Genomic DNA, 25,373 nt, shown 5'->3' with positions numbered 1-25,373 from the left:
GTCGCCCCGCTACCCGCCCGGCCGTACCCGGAGGCCCGTGGCGGGCGGGACTGTCAGTGCCTGGTGCAAGACTCTGAAACGCAGGTCGAGGGGGATTCCGCCCCCCGAGCCAAGGAGAGCGCACCATGCTGAGCATCCCGTTCGTCGCAGGCTCACCCAACTGGATCGATCTCGCGACCCCCGACCAGGAGGGGGCCACCGCCTTCTACGGCGCGCTGTTCGGCTGGGAGTTCCGGTCGGCGGGTCCCGAGTTCGGCGGCTACGGCATGTATGCCCTGGACGGGAGAACGGTCGGCGGGGTGATGCAGAGGACGGAGGGGGAGGCGGGCAAGGCGTCCTGGTCCGTCTACTTCCGGACCGATGACGCCGAGGCGACCGCGCGGGCCGTCGAGGAGGCGGGCGGCGCATCGCTGTTCGGACCGCATGACGTGGCCACGCTGGGCCGCATGTCCGGATTCACGGACAGGACCGGTGCGCCCTTCTCGACCTGGCAGCCCAAGGAGCACAAGGGCATGGAGGTGGTGAACGTCCCGAACACGCTCTGCTGGACCGAGCTGTACACCACGGATGTCCCCGCTGCCGCAGCCTTCTACCACTCGGTGTTCGGCTGGGAGACCAACTCGGCGCCGTACCCGGGAGGTACGTACACGATGGCGGCCCCGGCGGGCCGCGGCCCCGAGGCCAACATCGGGGGCTTCGTCCAGACCGGAGCGGCCGACGCGGGCTACTGGCTGCCGTACTTCGAGGTGTCCGACACCGACGCGGCGGTGGCGTCCGCGCAACGGCTGGGCGGCTCCCTCGTCATGGAGCCGGTCGATCTGCCGGGCGTGGGCCGGATCGCCAAGGCGACCGACCCCCACGGAGGGCGGTTCGCGCTGATCAAGAGCGAGTCCGGCGGTGCGTGAGACCCGTGGCGGGGATGCTCGTTCATCGTTTGTTGACCGGACATTGATCGCCGCCGGGCACTGTGTCCGTCATGTCGATCACCACCAGCAACGTGCCTGAGCTCGCCTGGCAGGAGCGGGCTCTGTGCGCCCAGACGGGACCGGAGTTCTTCTTTCCCGACCCCGGAAGCTCCACGCGTGATGCCAAGCGGCTCTGCGGAATCTGCGAGGAGCGAGTGGCCTGTCTGGAGTACGCACTCGATCACGACGAGCGGTTCGGAGTCTGGGGAGGACTCTCCGAGAAGGAGCGGTACGGCCTGAGACGCGACGCGAGCTGACGCCGGCCGGACGGGGGACGACCCGGTAGAGCCGAGCCGGGACAGCTACCGGCTCGGCTCCCCCGGGTCTCCGGGGCACCCGGCCTACGGGGTCTACGACGCTGCGGCGCGTGCGGCCACCCGGGCCTTGCGGGCCGCGAGCTTCGCGTCGAACTTGGCGGCTTCGGCGTCCAGGCCGCCCATGTACATGCCCAGCTCCTCCTGCGCCTTCAGCCCCTCCGGGCCGAGCCCGTCGATGTCCAGGACCTTGAGATACCGCAGGACGGGCTGGAGCACGTCGTCGTGGTGGATCCGCATGTTGTAGATCTCACCGATCGCCATCTGCGCGGCGGCCCGCTCGAAGCCGGGCATTCCGTGTCCGGGCATCCGGAAGTCGACGACGACGTCGCGCACCGACTGCATGGTGAGATCCGGGGCGATCTCGAAGGCCGCGCCCAGCAGATTGCGGTAGAAGACCATGTGCAGGTTCTCGTCGGTCGCGATCCGCGCCAGCATCCGGTCGCAGACCGGGTCGCCCGACTGGTGGCCGGTGTTGCGGTGCGAGACCCGGGTGGCGAGCTCCTGGAACGCGACGTACGCGACCGAGTGCAGCATCGAGTGCCGGTTGTCGGACTCGAAGCCCTCCGACATGTGCGCCATCCGGAACTGCTCCAGCTTGTCCGGGTCGACGGCGCGCGAGGCCAGCAGGTAGTCGCGCATCACGATGCCGTGCCGGCCCTCCTCCGCGGTCCACCGGTGCACCCAGGTGCCCCAGGCGCCGTCGCGCCCGAAGAGCGAGGCGATCTCGTGGTGGTAGCTGGGGAGGTTGTCCTCGGTCAGCAGGTTGACCACGAGCGCGGTCCTGCCGATGTCCGTGACCTTGGACTGCTCGGGCTCCCACGCCTTCCCGTCCTCGAAGAAGCCGGGAAAGTTACGGGCGTCGGAGAACGGCACGTACTCGTGGGGCATCCAGTCCTTGGCCACGGAGAGATGGCGGTTGAGTTCCTTCTCCACCACCTCCTCCAGCGCATACAGCAGCCGGGCGTCTGTCCACGCGTCCGTACTGCCGAGGTGGGGAGAGGTGATCGTCACGGGGGCTCCTGGGGACGGGAGTATTACCTACGGATTCGTAGGTTACGTATCCGTAGGTTAAGGCGGCAGTAAGCCCCAGCCAACCCCCTGTTCCGATATGTACCGTTACGGTCTGTTATGCCACCAGGTCGGGCCACGATACGGAGAGCCATATCACGCCTCGGTGCCGGGCTATTCGCGGCTGGGTGCCAGGCTATTCGCTGCCGCCCAGCGTGAGCCACCGGGTGATGCCGACCGACTCCAGGAACGGCTGATCGTGGCTCGCCACGATCAGCGCCCCCTCATAGGACTCCAGCGCGGCCGTCAGCTGGCGCACGCTCGCCATGTCCAGATTGTTGGTCGGCTCGTCCAGCATCAGCAGCTGCGGGGCGGGCTCGGCCAGCAGCAGCGCGGCGAGCGCCGCCCGGAACCGTTCGCCGCCCGACAGCGTCCCGGCCGGCTGGTCGGCACGCGCCCCCTTGAAGAGAAACCGGGCGAGCCGTGCCCGGATCAGGTTGTTGCCTGCGTCCGGCGCGTTGCGCGCCACGTTCTCCACGACGCTCAGCCCGTCGTCCAGTACGTCAAGCCGCTGCGGCAGGAACCGGAGCGGCACATGGGCCGTCGCCTCCCCGGAGACCGGCTCCAGCTGACCCGCGATGGTCCGCAGCAGCGTGGTCTTTCCTGCCCCGTTGCGCCCGATCAGGGCGATCCGCTCGGGTCCGTGGGCGGTGAACTCGCCCTCGACGCCGCTCCCGTACGGCAGTTGGAGTTCCCGCAGGGTCAGCACGCTCCGGCCGGCGTGCACTTTTGTGTCTGGCAGCTCGATCCGGATCTCGTCGTCGTTCCGCACCGCGTCGGCCGCCTCGCTGAGCCGCTCCTTCGCGTCGTCCAGCCTCTCGGTGTGCATGATGCGGTGCTTGCCGGCCGACTCCTGCGCAGCGCGTTTCCGCGCACCCATCACGATCTTGGGTTCACGCTTCTGCTCCATCATCTTCTGCCCGTACCGCTTGCGGCGCGCCAGTTTGACCTGGGCTTCGGCCAGTTCGCGTTTCTGCTTCTGCACATCGGCCTCCGCGACGCGCACCATGCGCGCGGCCGCCTCCTGTTCCACGGCGAGCGCCTCCTCGTACGCGGACAGTGCCCCGCCGTACCAGTGGACCTCGCCGTCCCGCAGATCGGCGATCTGATCGACGCGCTCCAGGAGTTCACGGTCGTGACTGACCACGACCATCACACCGGGCCAGGCGTCGACCGCCGCGTAAAGCCGTTGCCTGGCGTGCCGGTCGAGGTTGTTGGTCGGCTCGTCCAGCAGCAGCACGTCCGGCCTGCGCAGCAGCAGCGCGGCGAGCCGCAGCAGGACGGACTCGCCGCCCGACACCTCGCCGATGGTCCGGTCGAGACCGACCGAGCCGAGTCCGAGCTGGCCGAGTACCGCGTGGGCGCACTCCTCCACGTCCCAGTCGTCGCCGACCGCCGTGAAGTGCTCCTCGCTCGCGTCACCCCCCTCGATGGCGTGCAGCGCGGCCCGCTGGACGTCGATGCCCAGCGCCTGGTCCACGCACAGCGCGGTGTCGAGCACGAGGTTCTGCGGGAGGTAGCCGATGTCGCCCGTGACGCGGACGGCTCCCGCGCTCGGGGTCAGCTCGCCTGCGATCAGCCGGAGCAGGGTCGACTTCCCCGACCCGTTGACGCCGATGAGGCCCGTCCTGCCGGGGCCGACGGCCAGCTGGAACCGGTCGAGGACCGAGGTCCCGTCCGGCCAGGAGAAGGAGAGCGCGGTGCAGGAGATATGGGTGGACGAATGGGTTGACATACGGGTCTCCCGGTTGCTGCGAAAGGGGTGGGGGCAACGGGTGGAGACACCGCAGGGCACAGAGAAGGCCCTGTTCCGGGAGGACAGCTCGAATACCGAGGTCACACGCGGTGCGCGCAGGTGTGGTCACTGCACGGCACGGTGTCTCAAGACCTCAGTAGCGCAATGTCCTACTCCGATCAACGACGACAGGGCCAGAGAGAACATTACGGTCGCTCCGGCGGGCCCGCAAAGCGATTTACCGCGTCGGGTGGTGCGCGGTCGTGCGCGTCACAGCGACGGCCGGACAGCGGGGCGGCGCCCCCAGGCGGAGATCATGGGGGACGTGGCCAGGTCGAGGCGGCCGGTGGCGACGTTCGCCAGATGCTGGTCGATGTCCTGATCGGTGGCGATCCCGGCCGCCACGAGGCGGGAGCGGATCTGGCGCACGGTGGCGGCTTCCAGGACGGTGCAGGCCGGCGAGGTGATAGGGAAGTAGGCGTCCGCCTGTACGCCGTCCAGGCCGGCTTCGCGCAGCAGCCGGGGCAGGGTGCGCCCGTAGGCGAGATCCGCGCCGCGCGCCGCCATCAGCTCGCGGAAACCTGACCGCAGACGGTTGGCGAGCCGCTGTTCGGGCCCGGACTCGTCGGGGCACAGGAGTGGCTGCAGTCCGGGGTCCGCGTCCTCGATCAGGAGCCGGCCGCCTGGACGCAGAGCCTGCACCATCCGGCGCAGGGCTTCGGCCCGGTCGGTGACATGGACCAGCACCAGCCGGGCGTGGACCAGGTCGAATCCGCCGGGCGGCGGCGGGTCGGCCGCCACGTCGTGGCGCAGCACCTCGATGGTCCCGCCGGTGTCGCTGCCGGCGCCGAGCGCCGACTCGGTCCACGAGGGGTCAATGTCCGTGGCCACCACGGCGCCGTCCGGGCCGACCCGTGCGGCCAGACCCAGCGGGACGGTGGGGCCGCCGGCGCCGATCTCCCAGCACCGCATACCGGGTGCGATGCCGAGCCGGTCGATGTGCCGGAAGGTCACGGGGTCGAACAGCTCGGCCAGCGCGCCGAAGCGGATGCCGGCTTCCGCCTGCTGGTTGTCGAGCAGGTATCCGTTGTCCGCTCCGTCGCCCGCACCATGGTCAGCCATGCCGCGAGTATCGCCGATGGCGGCCGTACGGGAGAGCGCAGGCGGCACGTGCCCGGCCGTGGAGCTAGGCCGGCCTAACAGGCGTCCCGCAGCAGTTCCACGACGTCCTGGTCCACGTCGAGATAGCGGTGCTCGCGCCCGGAGGGGACGAGCGTCTCGGTCCGTTTCAGGAAGTGGCGCAAGTCGGTGGTGTGGATATGGACCATCGCGACGCCCTCGCGGGAGTGGAACTCCAGGACGGTCCGGTCGAATCCGAACGGCCGTATCCGTACGTCACCCATACCGGAAGGCGCACGGAGTCCCGCGACCAGCAGGTCGCGTGCGAACGCCCAGGAGACCGCCACGCCCGCCAGGGTGGCCTGCGGCGGGAAGCCCACGGTCACCGCGAAGGGGTCCGCACGGTCGTAGCGCAGGGTGGTCGGGACGGTCTCCATCCGGGGTGCGGGTGTGACCAGGCGAGCCTGGACTGCCTGTAGGACGACATGAGGCAAGGTCTCGCTCCCTTCTCGCGGTTCGGCCGACGGTGTTCCCTCGAAGGGTCAGACGACCGGCGGGACCGTTCCGTGCACCGGGAGACCTGGTGACATCCGTCACCCTGTGGCGGGAAGGTGGAGCCTCATGCGCGCAACTGCTCGGAAAAGCCTTCCTGCGCGCATCATTGACACCCAATCAGGCGAGTGGTCTAGTCCTCTACGTCCCCGTTCAGGGGTTGGTCGAACCGTGGAGGATCGTTGATGTTCCGCAGAAAGCCGGCCGGACCGCATCACAGCCCGCTCTCCGGGCCCCTGCTCAGCCCCCTCGTGGCCGGCCTCGCGCTGGCCCTGTCGGCGGCCCCGCTCAGCGCGGTCACAGCCGGGACCGCGAGCGCGGCCCCGAAACCGGCCGCCCCCCTCATCACTCCCGCACCGCAGTCCGAGTCCGCCCGCTCCGACAGCGTCCGTATCACCCCGTCCGTCGACATCGTCACCGGCGGCACGACCGACGCCGCCGCGCTCTCCCTGGTGGAGAAGTCCCTGAAATCCGCCGGAGCCGCCCATCTGTCCGTCGGGCCGAAGAGCACCCGCCCGGACCGGCTGGCGGTCTACGTCGGCGGCCCGGGGGAGAACCCGTCGTCCGCCACCGCCCTCACCGCACTCGGCGTGCAGGGCCCACAGGGACTCGCCGCCGAGGGCTACGTACTCGCGGCGGGCCGGGCCCACGGCGACGGCGCGGGCCGGATCGTTCTCTCCGGGACCGACACGACCGGGACGTACTACGCCGCCCAGTCACTGCGCCAGGTGCTCCCGCACCGAAGCGGCCCCGGTGCCTCGGTGCGCGGCCTTCAGGTGCGGGACTGGCCCGCCACGCCGGTACGCGGCACCATCGAGGGCTTCTACGGCACCCCGTGGTCGCAGGCCGCGCGCCTGGACCAGCTTGACTTCTACGGCGCGCACAAGATGAACATCTACGTCTACTCGCCCAAGAACGACGCCTACCTCCGTGACAAGTGGCGCGACGCGTACCCGGCCGACCAACTGGCCCGGATCAAGGAGCTGGTGGACCGGGCGCGCGCCAACCACGTGCAGTTCACCTACGCGCTCTCGCCCGGGCTCAGCGCCTGCTACAGCTCCGACGACGACCTCAAGGCACTGGTCGACAAGCTCCAGACCATCTGGGACATCGGCGTGCGGCAGTTCGCCATCCCGCTCGACGACATCAGCTACACCCACTGGAACTGCGACGCCGACCAGGCGAAGTTCGGCACCGGCGGCGGTGCGGCCGGCACCGCGCAGGCGTATCTGCTCAACCGGGTCAACCAGCAGTTCATCAAGACCCACCAGGGCGCGCAGCCGCTGGAGATGGTGCCGACCGAGTACTACAACGTCACCCCGTCCCCGTACAAGACCGCCATCGCCGGGCAGCTCGACAAGGACGTCCTGGTCGAGTGGACCGGTGTCGGTGTCATCGCCCCGACCATGACGGTCTCGCAGGCGAAGTCCGCCCGGACGGTGTTCGGCCATCAGATCCTGACCTGGGACAACTACCCGGTCAACGACTACGTGACCGACCGGCTGCTGCTCGGCCCGTTCAACGGGCGGGAGACGGGGCTCGCCGAACAGCTCGCGGGGATCACGGCCAACCCGATGATCCAGCCGTACGCGTCGAAGCTCGCCCTGTACACCGTCGCCGACTACACGTGGAACGACGCGGCGTACGACGCCGGCCGCTCCTACGGGCAGGCCGTACACGAACTCTCGGGCGGCAGCCCGGGGGTGGAGCGGGCCCTGCGGGCCTTCACCGACGTCAACTACAGCTCGTCGCTGAACAAGCAGGAGGCGCCCGAGCTGTCCGCGGTCATCTCCCGTTACTGGGGCGGCAAGGCGTCGTCCCGCACCCTCGCGGCATCCCTGCGCGAGCTGCACGACGCCCCCGCCGTGCTGCGCGCGCAGTTGCCCGACAAGGGCTTCGTCAACGATGCCGGGCCGTGGCTCGACTCCGCGCAGGCGTGGGGCACGGCGACACTCGCCGCGCTGCGGATGCTGGACGACGCGAAGGCCGGGCACGGCGCCGCCGCGTGGCAGGAGCGGCAGCAGCTGGCCGGTCTGGTCGCGAAGGCGAAGGCACCGGTCTACACCGACATGAACGGCGGGAAGATCCCGGTGGTCGTGGGTGACGGCGTGCTCGACGCGTTCGTGACCCGGGCGCTCACCGAGGAGGGCCGGCTCATCGGTCTCGCGCCGCAGCCGGCGGGCCAGACCGACCTGGGTGTCTACTCGGGCAACACCGCGGCCCGGATGACCGACGGCGACGACTCCACCTACTTCTGGAGCAGCGCCGCGGCGGCCAAGGACGACTGGGTCGGGGTGGACCTCGGCGCCCAGCGTCCCATCAGCGATGTCACCGTCACCATGGGCAAGCCGGGCAGCGAGTCCGACTACCTCCACCAGGGCGTCCTGGAGTACTCGTCGGACAGCAGCACCTGGCATGAGCTGGGCTCGTTCAAGGACCAGACGACGGTCAAAGCGACGGCACCGGCGGGCACCACCGCGCGGTACGTACGGGCCCGGGCGACCGCGGACCAGACCACTTGGGTGGCGGTACGGGAGTTCCACGTGGGCGGTGCGGACGAACCGGCCGTCTCGGGCAACCCGCCCGCGGCGGACGGCAGCAGCCAGGCCGCCGCCGCGGACGGGAACGCGGAGAGCGTCTACCGGGCCTCGCGCGCGCCCGCGGCCGGTGAGTCCCTGGACGTCTCGCTGCCGCAGGCCAGGACGGTGCGCACGGTGACCGTACTGGCTCCCGGCGGAGTGGACGGCGTCAAGGCCGCCGTACAGATCCGTACCGGCGGTCAGTGGCGGACGCTCGGCGCGACGACCGGCCCGTACACACGCGTCACGACCGGTGCGGTCACCGCCGACGCGGTCCGCCTGCTCTGGGCCAAGGGGTCGGCGGCGCCGCAGATCAACGAGGTGGCCGTGCAGTAGCCACGGGAACACCGCGCAGGGGCGTGGGGGCCGGGCGGCCACGAACCGCCGGGTCCCCACGGCCTGTCCCGGCAGCGCTGCGAAATCGGCTACGGCGCACGGGAGTCGGGGTACACGTAGGAGCGTGCCCGGTGGTCACCCGGCGTGCGCTCAGGCCGTCGGGCCAGTGGCCACCCGGCGCGCTCTCACCCCGCCCGCTGCTCCGCGTACGCGACCGGATCGGCCAGCACCTCCTGGACGATCAGCGCCGCCGCGCCGCGCGCCGCGTCCCCCGAGACCGATGAGGCGCGCAGCCTGCCGCTGCCGCGTGCCCAGAGCCCGGATATCACCCTGCCGGTCAGCTCCCGGTCGGCGCCCGGCGCCAGCCAGGGCATCAGACCGCGGTAGATCCCGCCGAGCACCACCGCGTCCGGGTCGAAGAGATTCACGGCTCCCGACAGCACCCGCCCCAGCGCCACGCCGGCCTCCGAGATGGCGGCCACGGTGCGCTCGTCGCCGGAGTGCGCCCGCCGCTCCAGCTCCGCGACACCCAACGGTCCGGCGCTCTCGTCGATCCCGGCGGCCCACAGCAGCGCCGACTGGCCCGCGTACTGCTCCAGGCAGCCGCGCGAGCCGCACCGGCACTCCGGACCCGCCGGATCCACCACCACATGGCCGATCTCACCGGCGAACCCATGCGCACCGCGCAGCAGTTCACCGTCCAGCACCAGGGCGCCGCCCACCCCTATCTCGCCGGTCAGATAGAGGAAACTGCGGATCGTGCCGAGCCCGCCGAACCACAGCTCGGCCAGCGCGGCCAGATTGGCCTCGTTCTCCGAACTGACCGGCAGCGGACGGCTGTCCGGGCGCAGCGCGGAGAGCGCCTGGGCGAAGACCCCCTCGGCCGCCACCGAGTTCCAGCCGAGGTTGGGCGCCTGGCGCACGGTCCCGCCGGAGACCAGACCGGGCAGCGCCAGCTGGACGCCGACGGGCCGCAGGTCCTGCTCCCGGGCCGACTCCAGTGCCCGCGCCGCGACCCGGGCGGCGCGGGCCAGTACACCGGCCGGCGGCGTGCCCCGGTTGTCGAGGTGCTCGGTCAGGCGTACGCGGCCGGTGCCCGCCAGGTCCACCACACAGACCGACACGTAGTCGACGTTGATCTCGACGCCGACGCCCGCCACCCCCGTGCGGGCGGGTCTGAGCACCGTGCCGGGCCGCCCGGCCTGCCCGCTGAACGTCTTGCCCGACTCCGCGAGGAAGCCGCTCTCAAGGAGCTGTTCGACCAGGGACGAGACGGCCGCCCGGGTCAGCCCCACCCGTGTGGCGACACCCGCCCGGGTGGCCTCGCCCTGCTCCCGCACGGCGCGCAGCACCAGACTGAGATTGTGCCGCCGTACGGTGTCCTTGTCGGCCTTGGGACCGAGTGGCGTGAGGTTGTTGGTCATATCGCCGCTGAGCCTATGCGACCCCGCACTTCCTCACTAAGCGGATGCTCAGCCAGAAGCCTTGTGCGGAGTGGAACACGTTCTTAACATCATCGGTGTCACATCAGTTGTGTCACAGTCCTGGGGGCGTGATGGCAGAGGCAGGGACCGGCCCGCTGGCGGGAGTCCGGGTGGTCGAGCTGGCGGGGATCGGGCCCGGTCCTTTCGCCGCGATGGTCCTCGCTGACCTCGGCGCCGACGTCGTACGCGTCGACCGGCCGGGCGGCACCGGACTCGCGGTCAACCCGGCGTACGACCTCACCAACCGCAACAAACGCTCCGTGCTCATCGACCTCAAGGCCGACGACGGGCCCGCCCGCGTCCTCGGACTCGTGGAGCGCGCCGACATCCTGATCGAGGGTTACCGGCCGGGCGTCGCCGAGCGTCTCGGCGTCGGCCCGCTGGAGTGCCACGCCCGCAATCCGAAGCTCGTGTACGGACGGATGACCGGCTGGGGGCAGGAGGGGCCGCTCGCGGAACGCGCCGGGCACGACATCGCGTATATCGCCGTCACCGGCACCCTCGGGATGATCGGCAGCCCCGGTGAGCCGCCCACCGTCCCCGCCAACCTGGTCGGTGACTACGCGGGCGGCTCGCTCTATCTGGTCATCGGCATCCTCGCCGCGCTCCAGCACGCGCGTACCGAGGGGGGAGCGGGGCAGGTGGTCGACGCCGCGATCGTGGACGGCGCCGCGCACCTCGCCACCATGATCCACGGGATGCTGGCGGCGGGCGGCTGGCAGGACAGGCGCGGGGCGAACCTGCTCGACGGGGGCTGTCCGTTCTACGGCAGCTACGAGACGTCGGACGGCGAGTACATGGCCGTGGGCGCCCTGGAGCCGCAGTTCTACGAAGAGTTCGTACAGCTGCTCGGCATCGCGCCCGAAGCCCCGGCCCGCAAGGATCTCGCACGCTGGGACGGACTGCGCGAGACCATCGCCGCCCGTTTCCTGACCCGCACCCGGGCGGAGTGGACGGCGCTCTTCGATGGGTCCGACGCGTGTGTGGCGCCGGTGCTCTCGCTGCGTGAGGCGCCGGAACACCCGCATCTCGCCGCCCGCGGGACGTTCACCGAACACAGCGGGATCACACAGCCCGCGCCCGCGCCGAGGTTCTCCGCCACCCCCGGTTCCGTACGGCTCGGACCCGCCCAGCCCGGTGCCGACACGGCCGAGGTCGCCCGGGACTGGGACGTGCCGGGCCTCACCGGACCGGCCGGGCCGGCCCGGCGACCGTGCTGACCGGGCCGGGCGCCGTTCGGATCTCCAGTCCGTCCGGACGAGCGCCATGGCCGGGGAGACCGGATCATGGAGGAGATCACCGGCCGCTCGCTCCTCGCCCGACGCCCACCCGCCGTATCGCGAACCGCATCCCGATCAGCATCCCGATCCGCATTTCCGAAAGGCTGCCGTCTTGAGTACCGAAGCGTTTGTGTACGACGCGATCCGCACCCCACGCGGGCGCGGAAAGGCCAATGGCGCCCTGCACGGCACCAAGCCGATCGACCTGGTCGTCGGGCTGATCCATGAGCTGCGCCGCAGGTTCCCCGGTCTCGATCCGGCGGCCATCGACGACATCGTGCTCGGTGTGGTCAGCCCGGTCGGCGACCAGGGCTCCGACATCGCCCGCACGGCGGCCGTCGCGGCCGGCCTCCCCGACACGGTGGCCGGTGTCCAGGAGAACCGCTTCTGCGCCTCCGGCCTGGAAGCCGTCAACCTGGCCGCCGCGAAGGTCCGTTCCGGCTGGGAGGACCTGATCCTGGCGGGCGGGGTCGAGTCGATGTCCCGCGTCCCGATGGCCTCCGACGGCGGAGCCTGGGCGATGGACCCGATGACCAACTGGGACACCGGCTTCGCACCCCAGGGCGTCGGCGCCGACCTCATCGCCACCATCGAGGGCTTCACCCGGCACGACGTCGACTCCTACGCCGCGCTCTCGCAGGAGCGGGCCGTCGAGGCGTGGAAGGACGGCCGGTTCGCCCGCTCCGTCGTCCCCGTCACCGACCGGAACGGCCTGGTCGTCCTGGACCACGACGACCACCTGCGGCCGGGCACCACCGCCGAATCGCTGGCCGCCCTCAAGCCGTCCTTCGCCGCCATCGGCGAGATGGGCGGCTTCGACGCGGTGGCGCTGCAGAAGTACCACTGGGTCGAGAAGATCAACCACGTCCACCACGCGGGCAATTCCTCCGGCATCGTGGACGGCGCCTCGCTGGTCGCCATCGGCTCCGGCGAGGTCGGCGAACGGTACGGACTGACCCCCAGGGCCCGTATCGTCTCGGCCGCCGTCTCGGGATCGGAACCGACGATCATGCTGACCGGGCCCGCGCCCGCCACCCGCAAGGCGCTGGCCAAGGCCGGTCTGTCCATCGGCGACATCGACCTCGTGGAGATCAACGAAGCCTTCGCCGGTGTCGTGCTGCGCTTCGCCCGGGACATGGAACTCCCGCTGGACAAGCTCAATGTCAACGGCGGCGCCATCGCCCTGGGACATCCGCTCGGCGCCACCGGCGCGATGATCCTCGGCACCCTCATCGACGAACTGGAGCGCCGCGACCAGCGGTACGGCCTCGCCACGCTCTGCGTCGGCGGCGGTATGGGTGTCGCCACCGTCGTCGAGCGTCTCTGACCGCGTCCCTTCCCACGACCCACGGCCCTCACGGAGCAGCCACACCATGAGCGAGAACACCACCATCCGCTGGGAACAGGACGGGACCGGCGTCGTCACCCTGGTCCTCGACGACCCCAACCAGTCCGCGAACACCATGAACCAGGCGTTCAAGGAGTCGATCGCGGCCGTCGCCGACCGCGCGGAGGCCGAGAAGGACTCCATCCGCGGCATCATCTACACCTCCGCCAAGAAGACCTTCTTCGCGGGCGGCGACCTCAAGGACATGATCCAGGTCGGTCCCGACCTGGCCCAGCAGGTCTTCGACACCGGTACGGCCATCAAGAACTCGCTGCGCCGCATCGAGACACTGGGGAAGCCGGTCGTCGCCGCGATCAACGGCTCGGCGCTCGGCGGCGGTTACGAGATCGCCCTCGCCAGCCACCACCGCATCGCCCTCGACGCGCCTGGCTCCAGGATCGGCCTGCCCGAGGTCACCCTCGGTCTGCTGCCCGCCGGAGGAGGCGTCACCCGGACCGTACGGCTGATGGGCATCGCCGACGCGTTGCTCAAAGTGCTCCTGCAGGGCACCCGTTACAACCCGCGGCGCGCTCTGGAGAACGGCCTGGTTCACGAAGTCGCGGCCACGGCGGACGAGATGCTGACGCAGGCGCACGCCTTCATCGACGCCCACCCCGAGTCGCAGCAGCCCTGGGACGTCAAGGGGTACAAGATCCCCGGCGGCACCCCGTCCAACCCGAAGTTCGCCGCCAATCTGCCCGCCTTCCCCGCCAACCTGAAGAAGCAGCTGCAGGGCGCCCCCTATCCCGCGCCGCGCAACATCCTCGCCGCGGCCGTCGAAGGCTCACAGGTCGACTTCGAGACGGCGCTGACCATCGAGGCCAGGTACTTCACCGAGCTGGTCACCGGACAGACCGCGAAGAACATGATCCAGGCGTTCTTCTTCGACCTCCAGGCGGTCAACTCCGGTGCCAGCCGCCCCCCGGGCATCGAACCACGCGAGGTCCGCAAGGTGGCCGTGCTCGGCGCCGGGATGATGGGCGCGGGTATCGCCTACTCCTGTGCGCGCGCCGGGATCGACGTCGTCCTCAAGGACGTGTCGGCCGAGGCCGCGCAGAAGGGCAAGGCGTACTCGGAGAAGCTGCTCGCGAAGGCGCTCTCGCGCGGCCGCACCACTGAGGACCAGCGGGACGCCCTGCTCGCCCGCATCACCCCGACCGGCGACCCGGCCGACCTCGCGGGCTGTGACGCGGTGATCGAGGCGGTCTTCGAGGACGTGGCGCTCAAGCGCAAGGTGTTCCAGGAGATCGAGGGCGTCATCGAGCCCGACGCCCTGCTCTGCTCCAACACCTCCACGCTCCCCATCACACTGCTCTCCGAAGGCGTCGAGCGGCAGAGCGACTTCATCGGGCTGCACTTCTTCTCGCCCGTGGACAAGATGCCGCTGGTCGAGATCATCAAGGGCGAGCGGACCGGCGACGAGGCGCTGGCACGCGCCTTCGACCTCGTACGCCGGATCAACAAGACCCCGGTCGTCGTCAACGACTCCCGCGGGTTCTTCACCTCGCGCGTCATCGGCCAGTTCATCAACGAGGGCGTGGCCATGATCGGCGAGGGCGTCGAGCCCGCGTCGGTCGAGCAGGCCGCCGCCCAGGCCGGCTATCCGGCCAAGGTGCTCTCGCTGATGGACGAACTGACGCTCACCCTGCCGCGCAAGATCCGCAACGAGGCGAAGCGAGCCACCGAGGAGGCGGGCGGCACCTGGGCCGGGCACCCGTCGGACGCGGTCATCGACCGGATGGTCGACGAGTTCGGCCGGACGGGCCGCAGCGGGGGAGCGGGGTTCTACGAGTACGAGGACGGCAAGCGGACCGGTCTCTGGCCGGGGCTGCGCGAGCACTTCACCAAGCCCGGGGCGGATGTCCCCTTCACCGACATGAAGGAGCGGATGCTCTTCTCCGAGGCCCTGGACAGCGTCCGCTGCCTGGAGGAGGGCGTCCTGACCTCGGTCGCCGACGCCAATATCGGCTCGATCCTCGGCATCGGCTTCCCGGGCTGGACCGGCGGTGTGCTCCAGTACATCAACGGATACGAGGGCGGCCTGCCGGGCTTCGTGGCACGCGCCCGTGAACTCGCCGAGCGGTACGGGGAGCGGTTCGCGCCGCCCGCGCTGCTGGTCGGGAAGGCCGAGAGGGGCGAGACGTTCAGCGACAGCTGAGTCACAGGCCGGAACTGATTCACAGCCCGGTCAGGGGGTCGCGGGCCCGTCCGAGTAACGGGCCCGCAGCTCTTCCTTCAGCGATTTCTGAAACGCGGTCACCAGCGCCTGCACGACCATCGGCTGTATGTCGGCGGAGAGCGACCGCATCGCCTCCACCGCCTGGGGGTCGTTCTCGCGCTCCCGGTAGGGCCCCCACACCTCGTCCTGGAAGAGCCGGGTCAGCTCCTTCGCCGCGGCGCGGGTGTGCTCCAGGACCACCGTGCGCGCGGCCAGGATCGTCTCGTGGGGGATCGGCACGTCGAGCAGCTGCACACCGAGCGCCAGCAGCCCCGGATCCACCCGGAAGGCGTCCCTGTCGCCCTCCACCCGCTCCAGTACGTTCATCGCCGCGAGCCGGTCGATGTCCGGCTCGGCCAGCGGCCGGCCGGCCCGGCGCTCCAGCTCCGCCCGGGTCGCCTCGTCCGCCCCCTCCGGCACCCATGAGGCGACCACGGCGCGGTGGATGGCCAGATCGTGTGCGCTCAGGTCGTCGGGGAGCTGCCGCAGATAGCGCTCGATCGCGGCGAGTGTCATCCCGTGGTTCCGCAGCTCCTCGACGAGTGCGAGACGGGACAGGTGCGCGGGGCCGTAAAGTCCGACGCGGCGCGGCCCGATCACCGGCGGGGGGAGCAGGCCGCGCGCGCTGTAGAAACGGACCGTGCGGACGGTCACCCCGGCGCGCGCGGCCAGTTCGTCGACCGTGAGGGCCGCGGCGGGGGCCGCGGCCGTGTTGTCGGGGCAGGTCGCCACTGCCTGTGCCTCGTTTCCCGGGTACCCGGCCGATCACTGAGCCGATCACTCGGCTGGTCCGGTGCAACAGTATTGCTGTCCCACCAGCCTTGTGAAAGCCCGGGTGTGAAAGCCCGGGCCGCCCGCCGAGCCGGGGCGGCGGAGGCGGCCGGGGCGGCTGAGACCGGCGCGGCCGCTACGAGGGCGACGGCAAGACCCGCGCGGGGGAGGCGGAGCGAGGGAAGCGGCACTGGAACTCCCGTTCCTGGAGCGGGGACAGAGTGGCCCGCACATCGAACCAGCTGAAGTTACCCGGGGTAACCACCGCGCGTCGGCCACCTGGCCGGGGCACGTCGGGCCCGGGACCGGTGGCGTACGCCCTGCCCCGGGAGGCACCGGCCACGAAGCCCCTCCCGGCCCCCCCGCCCCTCCGACCCCGTCCGTCGCATACTGGAACACAGAGAGCGGACGTCCGGCCGGAGCCCGCTACGGCCGACGGGAGCAGCGACGGGAGCCCACGCATGAGCAGCCGCACCACGCCGACAGGGCCGCCACCGCCACCGCCGGGCGGGGTGCTGTGGAGCGAGGTCGGTGACATCCGGGTGCTGCTCACGCTGCCTGCGGCGCTGACCATGCAGGTGGCCCACCCGGCCGTCGGCGCCGGGGTCGACGCGTACTCCGTCTTCCGCACCGATCCGTGGGGCCGCGGCGAGCGCTCGCTGCGCTCGATGCAGCTCTGGGTGTACGGCGGGGAGGCCGCCGCCGAAGAGGGACGCAGGCTGCGCCGTATGCACCGGACCATCCGCGGCACCGACACCCGCGGCCGCCCGTACCAGGCGCTCGCTCCGGCCACCTTCTCCTGGGTGCACGCCACCGGTTTCCCGGTCTTCCTGCAGGGCCGGAAGTACCTCGGCCGCCCCTACACCGACGCGCAGGAACGGCAGTTGTACGCGGAGTGGCTCCAGGTCGGGCGGATCCTCGGCATCGCCGACCGGGACATGCCGCAGACCATCGAGGAGTTCTGGCCGTACTACCGGAAAATGCTGGCCGACGAGATCGAGGCCACCCCGGTGGTGCGGGAACTGACCGACCCGGACAGCCCCGTACCGCCCCCGGACCGCGGCCCCCGGCCGCTCCGCCTGCTGCTCCGGACGCTCTGGCCGGTGCTGCTGCCGCCGCTGGCCCGCTTCCGGCGTTTCGTCACCGTGGGACTGATGCCGCCGGAGGCGCGCCAGGCGATCGGCCTGGAGTGGACGGCCTCCCAGGAGCGGGCGCTGCGCCGGTTCGGCCGGTGTGTGCGGGCCGTGGTGCCCGTGCTTCCCGAGCGGGTGCGCTATCTGCCGCTGGCCCGTGCGGCCCGGGCCGGCCACCGGGACGCGCTGGCCGGCGGCGCGCCCGGCGTCAGGCCGAGGCCCGGCGTACCAGACCGGTCGGCATGATCACGGAATCCGGCGGCGTGACGCTGTCCCCGTCCAGGCCGCGGAGCAGCATCCGTACCATCAACCGCCCCATGCCCTCGATGTCCTGACGGACCGTCGTCAGCGGTGGGTCGGTGCACTCCGCGACCTTCTCCATGTCGTCGAACCCCACCACGGCGACGTCGTGGGGGACCCGCCTGCCGTGTTCCCGCAGGACCTGGAGCGCCCCCGAGGCCATCAGATCGTTGGCCGCGAACACCGCGTCCACCTCCGGACGCCGCTCAAGCAGCCCGGCCATCGCGGCGGCGCCGCTCTCCGCTGTGAAGGCCCCCTGTCCGGTGAGCTCGGGGTCGACGTCCAGCAGTACATCCCGGTAGCCGTCCAGCCGGTCGATCCCCGATGTCTGGTCCTGCGGGCCCGCGATGTGCGCGATGTGCCGGCGTCCGAGCGAGACCAGATGCTGGACCGCCGTGCGGGCGCCGCCCCGGTTGTCGCAGTCGGCGTAGGGCAGTGCGAGACCGGACTCCGGGCCCGCCCACGCCGGCCGGCCGCCGAAGACCGTGGGGATTCCGGCCCGGTGGATCACCGCGGGCAGCGGATCCTCAGTGTGCAGGGAGAAGGCCAGCGCACCGTCCACATGGCCGCCCGCCAGATAGCGGCCGATCCGGTCGTAGTCCTTCCTGCCCTCCACCAGGAGCAGCACCAACTGCGAGTCATGGGAGGTCAGTTCGCGGCTGATGCCGCGCAGCTGCTGGGAGAAGAACGGGTCCGAGAAGATCCGGATCTCCGGCTCGGCGATGATGACCGCGACCGCGCCGTTGCGCCGGGTGACGAGCGTCCTGGCCGCGTGATTCGGTACGTAGCCGAGTTCCGCGACAGCCTGCCGGACCCGGTCCACCAGCGGCTGCCGCACCCCGGCGCCGCCGTTGACGACGCGCGAGGCCGTCGCCCGCGACACGCCCGCGCGGGCCGCGACGGCTTCCAGAGTCGGCCGGGAGCCGTGGATCGGATCGGGCAACGGTACTCCTCGTCGGGCGCGGCAGCAGGGCGGGCGGGTACTCGCTCCGCGGCGGCGCTCGCGCGGTGCCGGAGCAGCGTAACCACCGCCTGCCGTACGCAGGAAGCCGCGCCGCCCCATTCGCACCCGACGCGCGGAGCCGCGCCGCCCCGGTCAGCGGGGCGGGGCGGCTCCGGTGGCCGCAGGTCAGCGGTCGTGGACGGTGTGCGTCCGCTCGATCTGGTGCCAGGACTTCGGCTCCACGGGCCGGGCGTCCGGGTGCGCGATCCGTGCCTGCCGCGCCGACTGCTGCGCGGGCTTGGACGGGGTGAACAGCCAGGTGTCGAAGAAGGCGGCCAGCGGCTTGCCCGAGACCTGCTCGGCGTACTTCTCGAAGTCGGCCACCGAGGCGTTGCCGTATGCGTGCTCGGCGGGCCACCCCTTGAGGATCTTGAAGAACGCGGTGTCACCGACCTTGTCGCGCAGCTCCTGGATGGCGAGCGCGCCCCGGTCGTAGACGGCGTCGTCGAACTGGTTCGCCGGGCCGGGGTCGCCCGGCTTCACCTTCCAGAAAGCGTCGTCTGCCGGGTGCGAGGCGTACACATAGTCCGCCAGCTCCTGCGCGGTTCCGTCGCCCTGGCTCTCCGACCAGAGCCACTCGGCGTAGGACGCGAAGCCCTCGTTGATCCAGATGTCCTTCCAGCCCTTGAGGGACACGTCGTCGCCGTACCACTGGTGCGCCAGCTCATGGACGACCACCGAGACGTTGGCACCGTTCGCGAACTGCTTCGGACTGTAGAACGGCCGGGTCTCGGTCTCCAGCGCGTACCCGGTGGTGGTGTTCGGCACATAGCCGCCGAGCGCGTTGAAGGGGTAGGGACCGAAGTACCCGCTCAGCCAGTCGGCGACCTCACCGGTCCGCTCGACACTGGCGCGGGCCGCCCCGGCGTTGTCGCCCAGGTCCTTGCTGTACGCGTTGATGATCGGCACACCGGCCGCCGTGGTGCCGGTGGTGATGTCGAACTTGCCGACCGCGAGCGTCGTCAGATAGGTGGCCTGCGGCTTGTTGGACCGCCAGTTGTACGTGGTCCGGCCCAGCTGCGAACGCTGGGACTGGAGCACACCGTTGCTGATCGCCTGGGTGCCGTCGGGCACCGAGACCGACACGTCGTACGTGGCCTTGTCGAGCGGGTGGTCATTGCTCGGGAACCACCACCACGCCGACTCGGGCTCGTCCGCGGCGACCGCGCCGTCCGGGGTGCGGTGCCAGGTGTTGAAGCCGTACGCCGACTTCGTGGACGGCACACCGCTGTAGCGGACCACGATGGTCACGGCGGAGCCCTTGGCCAGCCCCTTGGCCGGGGTGACCACCAGCTCGTGCTGCCCCGATGTGGCGAAGGATGCCTTGGCGCCGTTGACGCGCACCTCGCTCACATCGAGCAGGAAGTCCAGATCGAACCGGGAGAGATCCTGGGTGGTGGTGGCCAGGATCGTCGCGGTGCCGTCCAGCCGGTCCGTCGACGGCTGGTACTTCAGCTTGAGGTCGTAGTGCGAGACGTCGTATCCGCCGTTGCCGTACGCCGGGTAGTAGGGGTCGCCGATGCCCGGTGCCCCGGGCGTGAAGCCGGCCGCCGATGCCGGGATCGCCAGCATGAGCGAGGCCGCGAGCACGCTCGGGACGATGAGTCTGCGATGCACTGATGCTCCAAGTCGTGGGGATCGTCGTTGCGTTCGACCCTATTCAGCACACCCGCCACTGGTCATGTCCACGGTCACAGCTGTCACAGGATCGCCATTCGGCCGACATAGACCCTGCCGCACGACCGCACCCCGCGCCTCATGCCTCGCCGCACCACCGGCTCCCGGGCTCCCGGCCTGGTCCGAGGCTCCCGTCCGGAGAGGCTCCCTGGTCCGGAGAGTACGGCGCAGCGCGATTAGGATCGGTTCCCTCATGACTGCAACCCTTGTCGCCAAAGACCTCGCCGCGGGCCACGGCGACCGCTCGCTCTTCTCCGGCCTGGACCTCGTCGTGGCGCCGGGAGACGTGATCGGTCTCGTCGGTGTGAACGGCGCGGGCAAATCGACCCTGCTGCGCCTGCTCGCCGGGCTCGACACCCCCGAGGAGGGCGAGCTGAGGCTCTCGCCGCCCACCGCCACCGTCGGCCACCTCCCGCAGGAGCCGGAGCGCCGCGAGGGCGAGACCGTACGCGAGTTCCTCGCCCGGCGCACGGGGGTGGCCGCCGCCCAGAGCGCCATGGACGAGGCCACCCAGGGCCTGGTCGACGGGGTCGCGGGAGCCGATGACGCGTACTCCACCACGCTGGAGCGCTGGCTCGACCTCGGCGGGGCCGATCTCGACGAGCGTGCCGACGAGGTGGCGGCCTCGCTGGGGCTTACCGTCGGCCTCGACCAGCCGATGACCTCGCTCTCCGGCGGCCAGGCGGCCCGCGCGGGTCTCGCCTCGCTGCTGCTCTCCCGGTACGACGTGTTCCTGCTCGATGAGCCGACCAACGACCTCGACCTCGACGGCCTGGAGCGGCTGGAGCGCTTCGTCGGCGGGCTGCGCGCGGGCACCGTCGTCATCAGCCACGACCGCGAGTTCCTGACCCGCACGGTCACCAAGGTCCTCGAACTCGACCTGGCCCAGCAGCAGATCACCCTGTACGGCGGCGGGTACGCGGGATATCTGGAGGAGCGGGAGACCGCCCGCAGGCACGCCAGGGAGGAGTACGACGAGTTCGCCGACAAGAAGGCGGCCCTCGAAGGCCGGGCCCAGATGCAGCGCGGCTGGATGGACAAGGGCGTCAAGAACGCCCGCCGCAAGGCGTCCGACAACGACAAGATCGGCCGTAAGTTCCGCAGCGAGGCGAGCGAGAAGCAGGCGGCCAAGGCCCGGCAGACGCAGCGCATGATCGAGCGCCTCGACGTCGTGGACGAACCGCGCAAGGAGTGGGAGCTGCGGTTGGAGATCGCGGCCGCGCCGCGCTCCGGCTCCGTGGTGGCCACCCTGCGGGACGCGACCGTCGTCCGCGGGGACTTCACCTTCGGCCCCGCGCATCTCCAGATCGACTGGGCGGACCGGGTCGCCATCACCGGGGCCAACGGGGCGGGCAAGTCCACCCTGCTCGGCGCGGTGCTGGGCCGGGTACCGCTGGACACCGGGCACGCGGCCCTCGGCCCCGGCGTCGTGGTGGGCGAGGTCGACCAGGCCCGCGGCCTCTTCTACGGTACGCAGACGCTGCTGGCAGCGTTCTGCGCGGCGGTCCCCGACACCGAGCCCGCCGAAGTCCGTACGCTCCTCGCCAAGTTCGGCCTGAAAGCGGCGCATGTGCTGCGTCCCGCGACCACCCTCTCGCCGGGTGAACGGACCAGGGCCGCCCTCGCGCTCCTGCAGGGCAGGGGCGTCAACCTCCTGGTGCTTGACGAGCCCACGAACCATCTGGATCTGGAGGCCATCGAGCAGCTGGAGTCGGCGCTCGACTCGTACGAGGGGACTCTGCTGCTGGTGACCCACGACCGCCGGATGCTGGACGCGGTCCATACGACGCGCCGTATCGAGGTGGCCGACGGCAAGGTCACGGAAGTCTGAACCGGACAGCCTCTCGGACACATCACCTCTGACAAGACAAACCGCCTCTGACACATCGTCTCCGGACATGCCCCTGACGCACAGGCGGGGCGGGCCCGAACGGGCGCGCCCCGCCTGTCCGTCAGGTCATCCGGCGGCAGGAACCGCGGGATCAGCCGCGTCCCTGACCCCGGCCGGGGTCCGTGAGCCCGGCCCGCCGCAGCGCGTCCGCCATCGCGCTGTTGGCCGGTGCCGGTGCCGACGCCCGGCCGCCACCGACGCCGCCGCCACCGCGCCGGCCTCCGCCGCCCTGCCGCTGCTGCGGAGGCCGGCCGCCCTGGCCCTCCTGCGCCCTCCTGCCCCTCTCCTGCCGCTCCTTGCCGCCGCCCGGCTTGGCCCCGGCCTCGTCGTCGAGCCGCAGGGACAGCGAGATCCGCTTGCGCGGGATGTCGACGTCCATCACCTTCACCTTGACGATGTCGCCCGGCTTGACCACATCACGCGGGTCCTTGACGAACGTCTTGGACAGCGCGGACACATGCACCAGGCCGTCCTGGTGGACCCCGATGTCGACGAACGCGCCGAACGCGGCGACATTGGTGACCACGCCCTCCAGGACCATCCCCGCCGTCAGATCGCCCAGCTTCTCGACACCCTCCTTGAAGGTGGCCGTCTTGAACGCGGGGCGGGGGTCGCGCCCCGGCTTCTCCAGCTCTCGCAGGATGTCCGTCACCGTCGGCAGTCCGAAGGTGTCGTTCACGAATTCGGCCGGATCCAGCGAGCGCAGCAGCGCCGCGTTCCCGACGAGTGAGCTGCCGCCCGCCTTCTTGGTCATCGTCCGCACCACCGGGTACGCCTCCGGGTGCACGCTCGACGCGTCCAGCGGGTCGTCACCGTCCCGGATGCGGAGGAAGCCGGCGCACTGCTCGTACGCCTTGGGGCCCAGCCGCGAGACGTCCTTGAGCGCCTTGCGCGACCGGAAGGGGCCGTTGGCGTCGCGGTGCGCCACGATGTTCTCGGCCAGCCCCGAGCCGATACCGGAGACCCGGGAGAGCAGCGGGGCGGACGCGGTGTTGACGTCCACGCCGACACCGTTCACACAGTCCTCGACGACCGCGTCCAGCGAGCGGGAGAGCTTCACCTCGGAGAGGTCGTGCTGATACTGCCCGACCCCGATCGACTTGGGATCGATCTTGACCAGTTCGGCGAGCGGATCCTGGAGCCTGCGGGCGATCGACACCGCGCCCCGGAGCGTCACGTCCATGTCGGGCAGTTCCTGCGAGGCGAACGCGGACGCCGAGTAGACGGAAGCCCCCGCCTCCGAGACCATCACTTTCGTCAGCTTCAACTCGGGGTGCCGCGCGCACAGTTCACCGGCGAGTTTATCCGTCTCGCGCGACGCGGTGCCGTTCCCGATCGCGATCAGGTCGACCGCGTGCTCCTTCGCCAGCCGGGCCAGCTTGGCCAGCGCCTCGTCCCAACGGTTCGCGGGGACATGCGGGTGGATTACATCGGTGGCCACGACCTTGCCGGTCGCGTCGACCACGGCGACCTTCACCCCCGTACGGAACCCGGGGTCGAGTCCGAGCGTGGCACGGGTCCCGGCGGGCGCGGCCAGCAGCAGGTCGCGCAGATTGGACGCGAAGACCTTGACCGCGTCGTCCTCGGCCGCCGTCCGCAGCCGCAGCCGCAGGTCGATACCGAGATGGACCAGGATGCGGGTGCGCCAGGACCAGCGCACCGTCTCCGCCAGCCATGCGTCGCCGGGCCTGCCGCGGTCGGCCACCCCGAAGCGCCGCGCGATCATCGACTCGTACGCCGAAGGCCCTGCGGTGTCCGACGGCTCCTCCGGCTCCAGGACCAGGTCGAGCACGTCCTCCTTCTCGCCCCGCAGCATCGCCAGGACCCGGTGCGAGGGCAGTTCGGTGAACGGCTCGGCGAACTCGAAGTAGTCGGCGAACTTGGCGCCCTGCTCCTCCTTGCCGTCCCGGACCTTCGCCGTCAGCCGCCCGCGCGTCCACATCCGCTCCCGCAGCTCGCCGATGAGGTCGGCGTCCTCACCGAACCGCTCGGTGAGGATGGCCCGGGCGCCGTCCAGTGCGGCAGCCGGATCTGCGACGCCCTTGTCCGCGTCGGTGAACGCCGCCGCGGCCGCGAGCGGTTCCACCGAGGGATCGGCGAGCAGCCCGTCGGCGAGCGGCCCGAGACCGGCCTCGCGCGCGATCTGGGCCTTGGTCCTGCGCTTCGGCTTGAAGGGCAGATAGATGTCCTCAAGACGGGCCTTCGTCTCCGCGGCCCGGATCTGCGCCTCCAGCGCGTCGTCGAGCTTGCCCTGCTCCCGTACGGACTCCAGAACTGCCGTCCGCCGCTCCTCCAGCTCCCGCAGATAGCGCAGCCGCTCCTCCAGCGCGCGCAGCTGCGCGTCGTCGAGCATCTCGGTCGCTTCCTTGCGGTAGCGCGCGATGAACGGCACGGTCGAACCGCCGTCGAGCAGCTCTACGGCGGCCTTCACCTGCCGTTCCCTGACGCCGAGCTCCTCCGCGATCCTGCTTTCGATGGAAACTGGGGTGGTCGTGGTCACGATCCCGTACCGCCTTCTCGCTGAACTTGCCGCATTCTTCCGGAGCAGCCCCCGGACCCCGCTCGGTGATCGGTCCGCCGGTGGGAGCCGGACCGACGCCGCGCGGGGAAACAGTGCATCAGCATTGTGGCAGGCGGCGCCGACAGAGCGGGGATCACGCCCGACCGGGACCGGATCAGCTGAGGTTCGACGGGAAGGCGCCGGCCGCCGCGGCGGTGGCGAGGAAGCCACGCGCCAGCTCCGTGAGGCGCTCCACGCCCTCGGCGCCCAGGTGTTCGTACGGTGCGAGGTCGAGGCGGTCGGTGTCCGACTCCACGTCCTGGCGAAGCCGCGTTCCCGCGTCGGTGAGCGCGCCGTCCGCGTCCAGCAGCCCGCGCCCGCGCAGCCGCTCCACGGCCGCGTCCCAGTCGCTCCGGCTCCAGCCGCGGGTCGCGAGGATCCAGCGGGCCGCCATGCCCTTGCCGGTCGCCGTGTGGCTCACCAGGGCCTCCAGCGGGTCGAGCCCGGCGGCGAGCAGCACGGCGAGATGGCCGTCGCCCCGGTGCTCGCGCAGCAGCGTCGCCGCGTGCCAGAACGCGAGATGGGGCTGCTCGGGGACCGGCAGATCGGCGTGGGCGGAGTACAGCGGCCTGGCGTGCCGGGTGCAGGCTCCGGCCGCGCGCAGCGCGAGCCGCGCCGCCTCGGCCATCGCGCCGGACCCGACTGCCTCGTCGCCGAGCAGCCGCCGCAGTGTGGCGTCCGCGGCGCGCAGCCGGGCGTCGAGCACGGTCTGCGGTGCGGCCGTCTCCCAGACGGCGGGAACGTGCCGTGCGATCAGCTCGGGGTTGAAGTTGTAGAACGTGGCGGCGATCGTGCCGGGGCCCACGGCCCCCATCGCCGCACTGCGCCCGGCGAAGTAGGCGGCGCCCGCGTCGTCGATCCCGACACCGGCGAGCTGCTCGGTGAAGTCGGGGGAGAAGTACAGCGTCGAGTGCAGCGGGTTGACGGAATTGTGGCAGCGACGGCCGGCGTGCGGCTGGAGCGAGGTCATGGCCTGGATGTTACCGACTGGTTGGTAC

The 25,373-nt window shown here is 71.1% G+C and carries 18 protein-coding genes; 8 read left to right on the top strand and 10 right to left on the bottom strand.

The window, feature by feature from the left end; genetic code table 11:
- Positions 1 to 125 precede the first annotated feature (125 nt).
- Positions 126 to 905, top strand: coding sequence for a VOC family protein (locus OG452_RS04005; protein ID WP_327294213.1), 780 nt, complete (start codon positions 126 to 128; stop codon positions 903 to 905).
- A gap of 71 nt (positions 906 to 976) precedes the next feature.
- Complete coding sequence (locus tag OG452_RS04000) at positions 977 to 1,222, top strand: WhiB family transcriptional regulator (RefSeq protein ID WP_327294212.1); 246 nt, start codon at positions 977 to 979, stop codon at positions 1,220 to 1,222.
- A gap of 93 nt (positions 1,223 to 1,315) precedes the next feature.
- Here the strand turns inward: OG452_RS04000 and OG452_RS03995 are convergent, their stop codons facing one another.
- From OG452_RS03995 to OG452_RS03980, 4 genes are all read right to left on the bottom strand, one after another.
- Positions 1,316 to 2,293 (bottom strand): acyl-ACP desaturase, encoded by a 978-nt coding sequence (locus OG452_RS03995; RefSeq protein ID WP_327294211.1) that lies wholly within the window; start codon positions 2,291 to 2,293, stop codon positions 1,316 to 1,318.
- Positions 2,294 to 2,486: 193 nt separating this feature from the next.
- Entirely contained in the window at positions 2,487 to 4,085 is a 1,599-nt protein-coding gene (locus tag OG452_RS03990) for an ABC-F family ATP-binding cassette domain-containing protein (protein WP_327294210.1), read from the bottom strand.
- Positions 4,086 to 4,355: 270 nt separating this feature from the next.
- Positions 4,356 to 5,207: a class I SAM-dependent methyltransferase gene (locus OG452_RS03985; protein ID WP_327294209.1), complete on the bottom strand. Its 852-nt coding sequence runs from the start codon at positions 5,205 to 5,207 to the stop codon at positions 4,356 to 4,358.
- Between the two features lie 74 nt (positions 5,208 to 5,281).
- Positions 5,282 to 5,641 (bottom strand): SsgA family sporulation/cell division regulator, encoded by a 360-nt coding sequence (locus tag OG452_RS03980; RefSeq protein ID WP_405565684.1) that lies wholly within the window; start codon positions 5,639 to 5,641, stop codon positions 5,282 to 5,284.
- A 300-nt stretch (positions 5,642 to 5,941) separates the two neighbouring features.
- Here OG452_RS03980 and OG452_RS03975 point away from each other — a divergent pair, with 300 nt between their 5' ends.
- On the top strand, positions 5,942 to 8,671 hold the full coding sequence (locus OG452_RS03975) for a beta-N-acetylglucosaminidase domain-containing protein (protein ID WP_327294207.1): 2,730 nt from the start codon (positions 5,942 to 5,944) through the stop codon (positions 8,669 to 8,671).
- A gap of 185 nt (positions 8,672 to 8,856) precedes the next feature.
- Here the strand turns inward: OG452_RS03975 and OG452_RS03970 are convergent, their stop codons facing one another.
- A complete protein-coding gene (locus OG452_RS03970) occupies positions 8,857 to 10,095 on the bottom strand; it encodes an ROK family transcriptional regulator (RefSeq protein ID WP_327294206.1) in 1,239 nt (412 codons plus the stop codon).
- Positions 10,096 to 10,226: 131 nt separating this feature from the next.
- On the opposite strand from OG452_RS03970, the gene OG452_RS03965 reads away from it, so the two are divergent.
- From OG452_RS03965 to OG452_RS03955, 3 genes are all read left to right on the top strand, one after another.
- A complete protein-coding gene (locus OG452_RS03965; protein ID WP_327294205.1) occupies positions 10,227 to 11,375 on the top strand; it encodes a CaiB/BaiF CoA transferase family protein in 1,149 nt (382 codons plus the stop codon).
- Between the two features lie 172 nt (positions 11,376 to 11,547).
- Positions 11,548 to 12,762: an acetyl-CoA C-acetyltransferase gene (locus tag OG452_RS03960; RefSeq protein WP_327294204.1), complete on the top strand. Its 1,215-nt coding sequence runs from the start codon at positions 11,548 to 11,550 to the stop codon at positions 12,760 to 12,762.
- A 46-nt stretch (positions 12,763 to 12,808) separates the two neighbouring features.
- A complete protein-coding gene (locus OG452_RS03955; protein WP_327294203.1) occupies positions 12,809 to 14,980 on the top strand; it encodes a 3-hydroxyacyl-CoA dehydrogenase NAD-binding domain-containing protein in 2,172 nt (723 codons plus the stop codon).
- Positions 14,981 to 15,010: 30 nt separating this feature from the next.
- On the opposite strand, the gene OG452_RS03950 is transcribed toward OG452_RS03955, so the two are convergent.
- The gene (locus OG452_RS03950) at positions 15,011 to 15,772 is read right to left on the bottom strand and encodes a MerR family transcriptional regulator (protein WP_327294202.1); all 762 of its coding nucleotides are present in this window, start codon (positions 15,770 to 15,772) and stop codon (positions 15,011 to 15,013) included.
- Between the two features lie 500 nt (positions 15,773 to 16,272).
- Between OG452_RS03950 and OG452_RS03945 the strand changes: the two genes are divergently transcribed.
- Positions 16,273 to 17,190 carry an oxygenase MpaB family protein gene (locus OG452_RS03945; protein ID WP_327294201.1) on the top strand — a complete coding sequence of 306 codons (918 nt, stop codon included), beginning with the start codon at positions 16,273 to 16,275 and terminating at the stop codon, positions 17,188 to 17,190.
- Here OG452_RS03945 and OG452_RS03940 read toward each other — a convergent pair.
- On the bottom strand, positions 17,153 to 18,187 hold the full coding sequence (locus OG452_RS03940) for a LacI family DNA-binding transcriptional regulator (protein WP_327294200.1): 1,035 nt from the start codon (positions 18,185 to 18,187) through the stop codon (positions 17,153 to 17,155). The two genes, OG452_RS03945 and OG452_RS03940, sit on opposite strands and share 38 nt — an antisense overlap.
- A 186-nt stretch (positions 18,188 to 18,373) precedes the next feature.
- Positions 18,374 to 19,864 carry a M1 family metallopeptidase gene (locus tag OG452_RS03935; RefSeq protein WP_327294199.1) on the bottom strand — a complete coding sequence of 497 codons (1,491 nt, stop codon included), beginning with the start codon at positions 19,862 to 19,864 and terminating at the stop codon, positions 18,374 to 18,376.
- A gap of 253 nt (positions 19,865 to 20,117) precedes the next feature.
- On the opposite strand from OG452_RS03935, the gene OG452_RS03930 reads away from it, so the two are divergent.
- On the top strand, positions 20,118 to 21,755 hold the full coding sequence (locus OG452_RS03930; RefSeq protein ID WP_327294198.1) for an ABC-F family ATP-binding cassette domain-containing protein: 1,638 nt from the start codon (positions 20,118 to 20,120) through the stop codon (positions 21,753 to 21,755).
- A gap of 151 nt (positions 21,756 to 21,906) precedes the next feature.
- Here the strand turns inward: OG452_RS03930 and OG452_RS03925 are convergent, their stop codons facing one another.
- Both OG452_RS03925 and OG452_RS03920 read right to left on the bottom strand, forming a co-directional pair.
- Positions 21,907 to 24,315 (bottom strand): Tex family protein, encoded by a 2,409-nt coding sequence (locus tag OG452_RS03925; RefSeq protein ID WP_327294197.1) that lies wholly within the window; start codon positions 24,313 to 24,315, stop codon positions 21,907 to 21,909.
- A 175-nt stretch (positions 24,316 to 24,490) separates the two neighbouring features.
- On the bottom strand, positions 24,491 to 25,345 hold the full coding sequence (locus OG452_RS03920; RefSeq protein WP_327294196.1) for an SCO6745 family protein: 855 nt from the start codon (positions 25,343 to 25,345) through the stop codon (positions 24,491 to 24,493).
- Positions 25,346 to 25,373 lie beyond the last annotated feature (28 nt).

The organism is Streptomyces sp. NBC_01197 (assembly GCF_036010505.1).
Classification (GTDB): Bacteria; Actinomycetota; Actinomycetes; order Streptomycetales; family Streptomycetaceae; genus Streptomyces.
This window is presented reverse-complemented; position numbering and strand designations above follow the sequence as displayed.

Bases quoted from the DNA above. Each gene is read 5' to 3' on its own strand.
- OG452_RS04005 (WP_327294213.1), top strand. From the start codon at position 126: ATGCTGAGCATCCCGTTCGTCGCAGGCTCACCCAACTGGATCGATCTC.
- OG452_RS04000 (WP_327294212.1), top strand. From the start codon at position 977: ATGTCGATCACCACCAGCAACGTGCCTGAGCTCGCCTGGCAGGAGCGG.
- OG452_RS03990 (WP_327294210.1), bottom strand. From the start codon at position 4,085: ATGTCAACCCATTCGTCCACCCATATCTCCTGCACCGCGCTCTCCTTC.
- OG452_RS03985 (WP_327294209.1), bottom strand. From the start codon at position 5,207: ATGGCTGACCATGGTGCGGGCGACGGAGCGGACAACGGATACCTGCTC.
- OG452_RS03980 (WP_405565684.1), bottom strand. From the start codon at position 5,641: ATGGAGACCGTCCCGACCACCCTGCGCTACGACCGTGCGGACCCCTTC.
- OG452_RS03975 (WP_327294207.1), top strand. From the start codon at position 5,942: ATGTTCCGCAGAAAGCCGGCCGGACCGCATCACAGCCCGCTCTCCGGG.
- OG452_RS03970 (WP_327294206.1), bottom strand. From the start codon at position 10,095: ATGACCAACAACCTCACGCCACTCGGTCCCAAGGCCGACAAGGACACC.
- OG452_RS03965 (WP_327294205.1), top strand. From the start codon at position 10,227: ATGGCAGAGGCAGGGACCGGCCCGCTGGCGGGAGTCCGGGTGGTCGAG.
- OG452_RS03955 (WP_327294203.1), top strand. From the start codon at position 12,809: ATGAGCGAGAACACCACCATCCGCTGGGAACAGGACGGGACCGGCGTC.
- OG452_RS03945 (WP_327294201.1), top strand. From the start codon at position 16,273: ATGAGCAGCCGCACCACGCCGACAGGGCCGCCACCGCCACCGCCGGGC.
- OG452_RS03930 (WP_327294198.1), top strand. From the start codon at position 20,118: ATGACTGCAACCCTTGTCGCCAAAGACCTCGCCGCGGGCCACGGCGAC.
- OG452_RS03920 (WP_327294196.1), bottom strand. From the start codon at position 25,345: ATGACCTCGCTCCAGCCGCACGCCGGCCGTCGCTGCCACAATTCCGTC.